Source organism: Sporotomaculum syntrophicum, from assembly GCF_009932395.1.
Lineage (GTDB): Bacteria > Bacillota > Desulfotomaculia > Desulfotomaculales > Desulfallaceae > Sporotomaculum > Sporotomaculum syntrophicum.
Window position 1 is genome coordinate 152,316 of record NZ_LSRS01000006.1, and the last position, 9,328, is coordinate 161,643.

Annotated in this window: 7 protein-coding genes; all 7 read right to left on the minus strand. The window is 44.8% G+C overall.

Annotation, left to right across the window (positions count from 1 at the left end):
• Positions 1 to 261: 261 nt before the first annotated feature.
• Positions 262 to 555, minus strand: coding sequence for a hypothetical protein (locus SPSYN_RS13225; protein ID WP_161822960.1), 294 nt, complete (start codon positions 553 to 555; stop codon positions 262 to 264).
• Complete coding sequence (locus SPSYN_RS13230; protein WP_161822961.1) at positions 546 to 2,084, minus strand: RHS repeat domain-containing protein; 1,539 nt, start codon at positions 2,082 to 2,084, stop codon at positions 546 to 548. The genes SPSYN_RS13225 and SPSYN_RS13230 overlap by 10 nt, the downstream gene beginning before the upstream one ends.
• A gap of 174 nt (positions 2,085 to 2,258) precedes the next feature.
• Positions 2,259 to 2,903: a DUF3885 domain-containing protein gene (locus SPSYN_RS13235; RefSeq protein WP_161822962.1), complete on the minus strand. Its 645-nt coding sequence runs from the start codon at positions 2,901 to 2,903 to the stop codon at positions 2,259 to 2,261.
• Between the two features lie 69 nt (positions 2,904 to 2,972).
• Positions 2,973 to 4,151 (minus strand): RHS repeat-associated core domain-containing protein, encoded by a 1,179-nt coding sequence (locus tag SPSYN_RS13240; protein ID WP_161822963.1) that lies wholly within the window; start codon positions 4,149 to 4,151, stop codon positions 2,973 to 2,975.
• A 330-nt stretch (positions 4,152 to 4,481) separates the two neighbouring features.
• A complete protein-coding gene (locus tag SPSYN_RS13245) occupies positions 4,482 to 4,865 on the minus strand; it encodes a hypothetical protein (protein ID WP_243153056.1) in 384 nt (127 codons plus the stop codon).
• Between the two features lie 19 nt (positions 4,866 to 4,884).
• Positions 4,885 to 8,700 carry an RHS repeat-associated core domain-containing protein gene (locus SPSYN_RS13250; protein WP_161822964.1) on the minus strand — a complete coding sequence of 1,272 codons (3,816 nt, stop codon included), beginning with the start codon at positions 8,698 to 8,700 and terminating at the stop codon, positions 4,885 to 4,887.
• On the minus strand, positions 8,651 to 9,328 hold a 678-nt coding region (locus SPSYN_RS13255; RefSeq protein ID WP_161822965.1), incomplete at its 5' end, for a hypothetical protein. The genes SPSYN_RS13250 and SPSYN_RS13255, both read right to left, overlap by 50 nt.

Genomic DNA, 9,328 nt, shown 5'->3' on the forward strand with positions numbered 1-9,328 from the left:
GGGTAAAACCGGGAAAACATAGCGTCCCTTAAAGTTTAAAAGGTCCGCATCTACTTGAACCTTTTGATTGTATTAAGCCAATTAGGCCTGCCGCAATTTTCTTGAGTACCATTACCTGGTTCCCATCGGCAGAGGCTTCCTTAATATTGAACCTCTTTAATTAGTTAACATATTGACTTGGTGAGTGCTGTCCCCTTATGGTAGTTGTTGGGAATGGGGTTAGCCGGGACCAACAACTACCCGAGCATGTTCTTTAGTTTTTTAAATAATTTCAATATTATTCTTGAGAGCGTAAATATATCTTTTTATTTTTTCATAAGTTAGCTCTTTACCATTTTCATCGATTTCTTCAAGTTCATTCATTACACTGGCAATGCTATCACAATTTTCATCACAGTACTCAAATAATCCCGAAAACCAAACTGTATTAACCCAATCAAGAAGCGTATGTTTAGATATGTTGCCTTTTTTAAAATTTTCAAGCAATATTATTACATGATTGTTACATATTTCTACAGGCTTATCAATGGTTATTTCTTTTAACTCTAATGACAATTACCATTTGACATTCTTTCTACAATGAAATCAGTATATTTATTTGAGCCACCTTTAAAGAAGCTCTTCACGTTACTTTGAACATTGGATGGCAAGTTATCAATAGCTTTTAAAGCATTTGCTTTTGAACCTGCTTTTAGTATAAATTGAGTCGTGCTCCCCGTTCCCTTCAAAACCTTAGCCCTACCAGCAATAAAGTATCCTGCCGCCGACGCACCGGCCTTAGCATCAGCCCAACTCAAAACATCATTGGTTAGCTCATCGAAGTTTTCAGGCCCCACCAAACCTTCCCTAACATATATTATAGCGCCTTCAGGTGTTGTCTTTACTGCTGCCCAGCTGCTTTGCCAGTTATCACCGTTAAGTACTGCACCAACACCTAGCTTTAAATCTTGCCAAACTTCTTTAGCAGAATGGCCCGTCGGGTCCAGGTAATTTAGCGGGTTGCTGTAACAATATACATAAAGGTTTAGCGATAGTGGATTCGTTATGCTCCCTTCGTTGGAGTCTTCGGATATAAACCTCCCCACGGTCGGGTCATAATACCTAGCCCGCAGGTAGTACAGGCCGCTTTCATCGTCATAATACTCTCCGGCATATTTCAGCGGCTGGGGCAATTGTTCCTGTTGGGAGAGGATGTTTCCCCATTCGTCGTAGGTGTAGCTGTTAACGATGTTACCGTTTTGGTCAATTACTCTGGTTACGTCTCCGTGGCCGTTGTACAGGTAGTAGTAATAGCTGCCGTTTACTTTCCTGGCTAGAGCCTGGTTGCCCCAGATCGTCTGCGCGGTAACATTGTCGCCGGCATCGGATTCGGTGATGACTCTGCCGGTATTGTCATAGTGGTACCTGGTGGTGCCCGAAGGGGTTACTTTTTTGGTTCTCAGGCCTTCGGGGTCGTAATAATAGTTATTGGTCTGACCACCGGTAGTGAATGCGGCTAACTGGTCCCAGTTGTTGTAACTGAAGTCGCCGGGTATAAATCCGTCCAGACCGCTATCGTTGGGGGAGGCTGCTGTCCGGTTGCCCCTACTGTCGTATTGATAGCTGAGCTGCTCACCGCCCGGTCTTTGTACTCCTGTCGGCCGGTTTAAGGCGTCGTAGGTGTAGTTTGTGGTTTGGCCGTTTTCGGTTACCGAGGTGATGTTGCCGTTGTTGTCGTAGGTGTAGCTGTATTGGGTGATTGTTTGGCCGCCCAATTTGTTGTGCATGGTTTTGAGCCGGTTGCTGTTGTCGTAGGTGTATTCGGTGCGGATGCTTGTCCCGCCGGTTAATTGGGGATAGTTGACGGCTTTTACCATGCCGTCGCCGTAGTATTCATAGGTGTAGTTCTTGCCGTCGGCGGTGACGGTGGTTAATCTGTTCAGGTTGTTGTATTGATAGCTGGTGGATAAGTTGCCCGGATGGGTTACTTTGGTCCGGTTGCCCAGCAGGTCGTATGCAAAGCTGGCAATGTAGCTTTCGGCAATGCATGAAGAGCTCTTTGAATAATGTGTAAAATTGTTTAGATCATATAAAACCCCAGGCATCCAAAAAGCGGGAGCCTAGGGGATTTTAGTTTAATTTAATTCGTTAAATTATTAAGAAAGTGAGGGATAGGCCCTTTATGGTAATTGTCGGGAACGGCGCTAGCTAGGCCCAACAACTACCCGAGCAAAAATCGTCCCTAACGACATATATATTTTGTGTTATGAAATAGTTATCTACACAAAGACTTGATCGATTTTTTCCCTATCGTATTCTAATATCCATTCTCTATACTTTTTATAAATTTCTATCAATTTATGTTTTGAACTTGATATTACATCTAATCCCCTATCATCATAAATATGGAAAATAATATTGCGCGATTGATTTACAAAATACAAATCACCCAATATAAAAGGAGCAATGCCTACGCTCTGATTTAGTTTTGCAATTATCATCTCTTTAAAATTGATTTCTTCAACCCTACATTTTACAAAAAAGCGATATGTTTTTGTATCGTCCAAGTCTTCGGGTTCTTTGTATCTATATTCAAATTTATCTTTAATTACTTTACAGGAAAAATCTTTACCATAAAAATACTTTTTAAAAATGTTAAACACTTGGGGTTCTGACTCATTAATAGGATATTCATCCCAACTATCTACATATACAACAACAAATAATTCATCTGAAGATTTATTTATTTCACTAAACAAAGTGTACGAACGTTTATAACACTGTTCCATTCTACCTTCACTTATTTCTAAGTTACCGCCTAAATCAAATCTAATGCCAACTGGAAAATTGTAAAACAAAGGCTGTTTTAGTTTTAATAATGGAAATTGTTCCGCTAAATATTTATCTAAACTGTTTATACCCAATTTATCACCTTCCAATATTTATTATAATAGAGGGCGAATTTGAACTCACCCTCTATATTGGGGTTATAACTATTTAAGTTTAATTATAGTACCTGTTGAACTCTTATGTTTATTTACTATAAAATTGCCATATTCATCTGCATCGGCTACCCAATGAAGTTCATTCCCCTTCTTTTTAAATACTTTATAGGTCGAACCGCCGTGACCTGTAGTATCTTTTGCCCACCAATAACCTTCCTTGGTATTATCTTGGTAGGCCCTAACTTTTTGGCCATTAAAATTATAGCTAGCCTCAGCTTTTGCGTTTGTTTTAATGTCCCATTTAGCCTTCCCCGCACCCTTCAAAACCTTAGCCTTACCAACAACAAAGAAAGCTGCCGCCGATGCACCGGCCTTAGCATCAGCCCAACTCAAATCCTCATTGGTTAGCTCATCATAGTTTTCAGGTCCCACCAAACCTTCCCTAACATATATTATAGCGCCTTCAGGTGTTGTCTTTACTGCTGCCCAACTGCTTTGCCAGTTATCACCGTTAAGTACTGCACCAACACCCAGCTTTAAATCTTGCCAAACTTCTTTAGCAGAATGCCCCGTCGGGTCCAGGTAATTTAACGGGTTGCTGTAACAATATACATACAGGTTTAGCGATAGTGGGTTCGTTATGCTCCCTTCATTAGAGTCTCTGGAAATAAACCTCCCCACGGTCGGGTCATAATACCTAGCCCGCAGGTAGTACAGGCCGCTTTCGTCGTCGTAATACTCTCCGGCATATTTTAGCGGCTGGGGCACTTGTTCCTGCTGGGAGAGGATGTTTCCCCATTCGTCGTAGGTGTAGCTGTTAACGATATTGCCGTTCTGGTCGATTACCCGGGTTACGTCTCCGTGGCCGTTGTACAGGTAGTAGTAATAGCTGCCGTTTACTTTCCTGGCCAGAGCCTGGTTGCCCCAGATCATCTGCGCGGTAACAGAGTCGCCGGCGTTGGATTCGATGATGACTTTGCCGGTATTGTCATAGTGATACCTGGTGGTACCGGAAGGGGTTACTTTTTTGGTTCTCAGCCCTTCGGGATCGTAATAATAGTTATTGGTCTGACAACCGGTAGTAAATGCGGCTAACTGGCCCCAGTTGTTGTAGCTAAAGTCGCCGGGTATAAATCCGTTCAGACCGCTATCATTGGGAGAGGCTACTGTCCGGTTGCCTCTGCTGTCGTATTGATAGCTGAGCTGCTCACCGCCCGGCCTTTGCACGCCTGTCAGCCGGTTCAGGGCGTCGTAGGTGTAGCGTCATGTAGTGACACTCCCAGAGGAGACAGGGGGAAACCGGGAAAACAAAGCGTCTCATAAAGTTTAAAAGGTCCGCATCTACCCGACCCTTTTGGGAAATTCCTTAAGGAATTTCCTCGAGTGCCACTATCTAGTCCCCATCAACAGAAGTTTCCTTAATATTGTAGTCCTTTAGTTGGTTGATATATTAACTTTATGAGGGACTGCCCCCTTTATGGTAGTTGTTGGGAATGGCGATAGCCAGGCCTAATAACTACCCGAGCATCAAAAACTATCTGACCTACTCCATTATGATTATAGTAATCCTTTGAACAGTTTTATAACCTTTTCCAGAACAGTCTGGTCTGTACTGTATTTAAACTTCATAAAATGTTCTTCATGGCTTCCACCTATTTGACCATATACAGACATATGCCCATGTTTATCCATGCTAAAAGTAATATAGGCATCTGAATCATTATCGACTATCTCACAAAACCCTTTCAACTCCTTATGCATTTCAGTTAATTTTTCAACTATTGAATGAACCATTTTTTTTGATATACAAAAATTTGATACACCAGAAAAATCGCCAGATTTTACTCTTATGTTGAATGTAAAGTAATCTTCAACTGTGTACAGATGCTCTATTGTTAGTTCCTTATCTTCCGTATTAATAATCATGTCGTCCTGCATCATTATTTAGCCTCCACTTAAATTATTTGAATTTAAAATCATCAAATGCGCCTGTAATCTCATTATAGTTAAAATGAATTGTGATGTTTTTACCGTCTGATGTTGTAATTACACGTTGCATTTTAGCCCAACCATCTGTACCAAGCCATCTTGAATCAGTCATTCCATTTTTCAATGGTACTTTAGTAGCATTTTCCAATGGATTAGACATTACCTCTTTCATCGCGAGTTGTTCATTCAAATTATTAGCAACTGTACGTCCTGTTGATCCTCTTCCTAAAATGTTTACATCAGTCTTAGGCGTTCCCCTGCTTACAACCTTCCCCGCTCCCTTTAAAACCTTAACCTTACCAACAACAAAGGAAGCTGCCGCCGACGCACCGGCCTTAGCATCAGCCCAACTCAAAACATCATTGGTTAGCTCATCATAGTTTTCAGGTCCCACCAAACCTTCCCTAACATATATTATAGCGCCTTCAGGTGTTGTCTTTACTGCTGCCCAACTGCTTTGCCAGTTATCACCGTTATATATTTCACCAATACCCAGCTTAAAACCTTGCCAAACTTCTTTAGCAGAATGCCCCGTTGGATCCAGGTAATTTAGCGGGTTGCTGTAACAATATACATAAAGGTTTAGCGATAGTGGGTTCGTTATGCTCCCTTCATTGGAGTCCCTAGATATAAACCTCCCCACAGTCGGGTCATAATACCTGGCCCGCAGGTAGTACAGGCCGCTTTCGTCGTCATAATACTCTCCGGCATATTTCAGCGGTTGGGGTAACTGTTCCTGCTGGGAGAGAATGTTTCCCCATTCGTCGTAGGTGTAGCTGTTGACGATATTGCCGGTTTGGTCGATTACTTTGGTTACGTCCCCGTGGCCGTTGTACAGGTAGTAGTAATAGCTGCCGCCTACTTTCCTGGCCAAAGCTTGGTTGCCCCAGATCGTCTGCGCGGTAACATAGCCTCCGGCGTTGGATTCGGTAATGACTCTGCCGGTGTTGTCGTAGTGGTACCTGGTGGTGCTCGAAGGGGTTGCTTTTTTAGTTCTCAATCCTTCGGGGTCGTAAGAATAGTTACTGGCCTGACCACCGGCGGTGAATGAGGCCAATTGGTCCCAGTTGTTGTAGCTAAATTCGCCGGATATAAATCCGTCCAGGCCGCTATCGTTGGGGGAGGCTACTGTCCGGTTGCCTCTGCTGTCGTATTGATAGCTGAGCTGCTCGCCGCCCGGCCTTTGTATTCCCGTCAGCCGGTTTAGGGCGTCGTAGGTGTAGCTTGTGGTCTGGCCGTTTTCGGTTACCGAGGTGATGTTGCCGTTGTTGTCGTAGTTGTAGCTGTATTGGGTGATTGTTTGGCTGCCCAATTTGTTGTGCATAGCCTTGAGACGGTTAATGTTGTCGTAGGTGTATTCGGTACGTATGCTTGTCCCGCCGGTTAATTGGGGATAGTTGACGGCTTTTACCATGCCGTCGCCGTAGTATTCGTAGGTGTAGTTTTTGCCGTCGGCGGTGACGGTGGTTAGTCTGTTCAGGTTGTTGTATTGATAATTGGTGAATAAGTTACCCGGATGGGATACCTCAGTCCGGTTGCCCAGCAGGTCGTATTCAAAACCGGCAACGTAGCTTTCGGCGGTTATCCTAAAGCCGATTTGCCCGGTACAATAGAAAACATGTCTCAGGGTATCGCCGTTTAGGGGCTGGTATTTCTCCACGATGCCCAGGGGGTGGTAGTAATATTGTATCCTGTCTTGGTTGGCTGTTTTTTGGGATAGCCTGCTGTCCTGGTAATATTGCAGGGCGGTGATTTTGCCCGAGGCGTCTTTTATTTCCACCGGCAGGCCGTTGGCGTTGTATTTATAGGTGGTGGGCTGTCCCGCCGGAGGCTGTTTGGTTACTAAAACACCTCTTTCGCTATATTGCTGGACTGTGGGGAAGGTGGTGGCGCCCTGGTATTGTTGTATTTGGGTTAGCTCGCCCAAACGGTCGTAAGCGTAGTCGGTGATCTCGCCCAGGGGGTTGATGACTTTAGTTAATTGGTTCAGGGCGTCGTAGCTGTACTGGGTGCTGTTGTTATTGGGGTCGGTTTGTTTGGTCAGGTTGCCGGCCAGGTCGTATGCGTATTTTTCTTCTACGGGGGCTCCGCCCGGCCCGTTGGGGTAGCCTTTCCTCGATATTGTCCGGTCCCACTGGTCGCTTGTTTCCACGTAGTGGTTTTCGGCTACGCCGGTGTCCGACGGGACGAAGGTGGTGGTTTTGGTACGGTTGATTAGGTTGTAGGCCAAGGCATGGTAGTTACCCTGGGGGTCGGTGACTTTTTTCAATCTGCCCCATTCGTCACTTTGGTAGGTGGTATTGTTGCCGTTGGCGTCTTTGAGCCAGGTTAGCTGATCATAGTTGTCGTAGCCATATACAGTCGGGACATATACCCCTTTGTTCAAGTCATAGTATCTAGAGAGCAGTAGATTACCGTGATCGTCGTAGAGGTCAATGGAATATTTGAACATAGATCCGTTTGCGGTGCTGTAGTTTTCAACGCTAAAGGTACGTTGAGGCGTTTCTATCCAGGCACCGGATAGATTAACAAAGTTATAATAGTCGGTATAGTCTTGCACCTCGAAGTTTCCACCCCGTCCCATTGACTGCGGGTGGGTTGTTTTTTTGAGTCTGCCTTGGGTGTCGTAACTATAACGGGTTGTGTTGCCCAGGGCGTCTGTTTCACTGGTTACGTTGCCCCGGATAAATTCATAGCTTTTGTATGTGGTGCTGGTTTTTTGTATGCCTTCCTCGGTGTAGTAGCTGGTAACTATTGTGGGAAAGGCATAGTAAGCCCCGAAATAGCTGTAGTCGGTCCTAGTGGTCCGGCCGTCGCTGTGCTGGATGTTGGTTCTGGTGCGGTTGCCGGGGTGGTTTGTGTCCCCGTACTGGTAGTTGGTTGTTTCGCCTTTGGCGTTGGTGGCGGTGGCAACGCGTCCCAGGCTGTCGTAGCTGGTTGATTCGGTTAGTAGTAGCTCGGGGTTTTGGTAATAGCTTGTGGACGTTATAAATTTATAGTCGGGGTGATAGGTATAGCTGGTGGTGTGCCGGCTTTTTTCGGTTGGGTTATTCCACTGGGCCGGTGTCAGCAGCGCTGTTTCGGTGGCTATACCGCCCCAGTCGCTGTATGTGTAGCCCTTATAGAATGTGTTGACGCTGCCGCCGGTGTTTTGTTGTTCGATTTTAAGCCTAGTGGGGTTATCCCGGAAGACGGCGTCGTATTGCTCGTAGTAGGTAATCTCTTTATCGCCGCTGGTGGTGTTGTGTTGCTCTTCTTTGTGTTTTAAGTCGCCTTTATGGGCCGAATTGTATTGATAGGTATGTTTGGTGGTCAGGCCGTTGTCCTGCTGCATGGTGCTGGTCGATTGGTTGTATGTGTAGGTACGGCGGTTATACGAGCCAAAGTATTCATCATCATTTATTTTATTCTCGTAGCGCTTAGCGACTCTATGGGTCTCGCAAAGACCGTGGCCCCCCAGCGGTTTGGTGGTTAGCCCATAATTGTATACCGTTCTGGAATTCCTAAGACGCATTTGGTTTAATAAAGCCTGGGCTACAGTGGGAGAGTCACTATGTACAGCCGGGTCTAAAAAGTTAAAACGTTCTATGGTATTTGTATAAGAGTATATATCGTATAAATCACCGTTGTAACTTCTGTATAGCAGCGGATATCTTCTTTGTTCGCACCATGAGGTTATTTTATTGCCCTCTTCATCCAATAGATACCAGTCAACTTCGGCTTGAACTCGTATTTTATCATACGTTATGGTATAGATGTTCACTGGTTGGCATAGAGCTTTGCGCAAAACACCACTCGTCTTTGGCCCTGGGGGCTAAAAACCCCATTTGTATGACATCAAAGTTGTGATCGTATACACGACACGAAAGCTGGGTATAGCCGTTGTTTAGTTGATCTTTGAAATAAGCGCTGTAATAGTATTCGGTGTTTGGCAATACCGGTATAAAGTTGGAAAGCGCTTTACTTTTCACAGTACCGCTGTACTTCAACGATGATGTATCATCTTTGCCAAATTCCTCATCGTAGGAAAAGGGCGCTTTGATTCGCGATTCTCCTGAGGTCTTCCAAAGTCCCACAGTCTCTTCATATTCAAAGTCGTTGTTGGGGGTGTAGTTGGCTACCGGTTTTTCTGTATGTTTGAAGGTTATTTGGTTGTTGAAGCGGTCTTTAATGCCCAACAGTCGCCCGTCTTCGGCGAAATACTGTTTGGTCTGGTCGGCTGTGATAAAGGAGTACCGGCTGGTTACCCGGCCGTTGCTAAAACTGGTATCGCCGAGGTTGAATTTAGCGTCTTTGTCGTAATATTTCTCCAGGGTGCTGTATGTCCCGCCGGAGGATGAGGAGGAGTCAACATGGTATACTCTACCGTCACCGGTATGGTAGTATAGTTCTTTTTTAAAGTAAATTCTTCCATT

Excerpts from the sequence above, each read along its gene's own strand:
- SPSYN_RS13230 (WP_161822961.1), bottom strand. The coding sequence starts at position 2,084 with ATGCCTGGGGTTTTATATGATCTAAACAATTTTACACATTATTCAAAG.
- SPSYN_RS13245 (WP_243153056.1), bottom strand. The coding sequence starts at position 4,865 with ATGATGCAGGACGACATGATTATTAATACGGAAGATAAGGAACTAACA.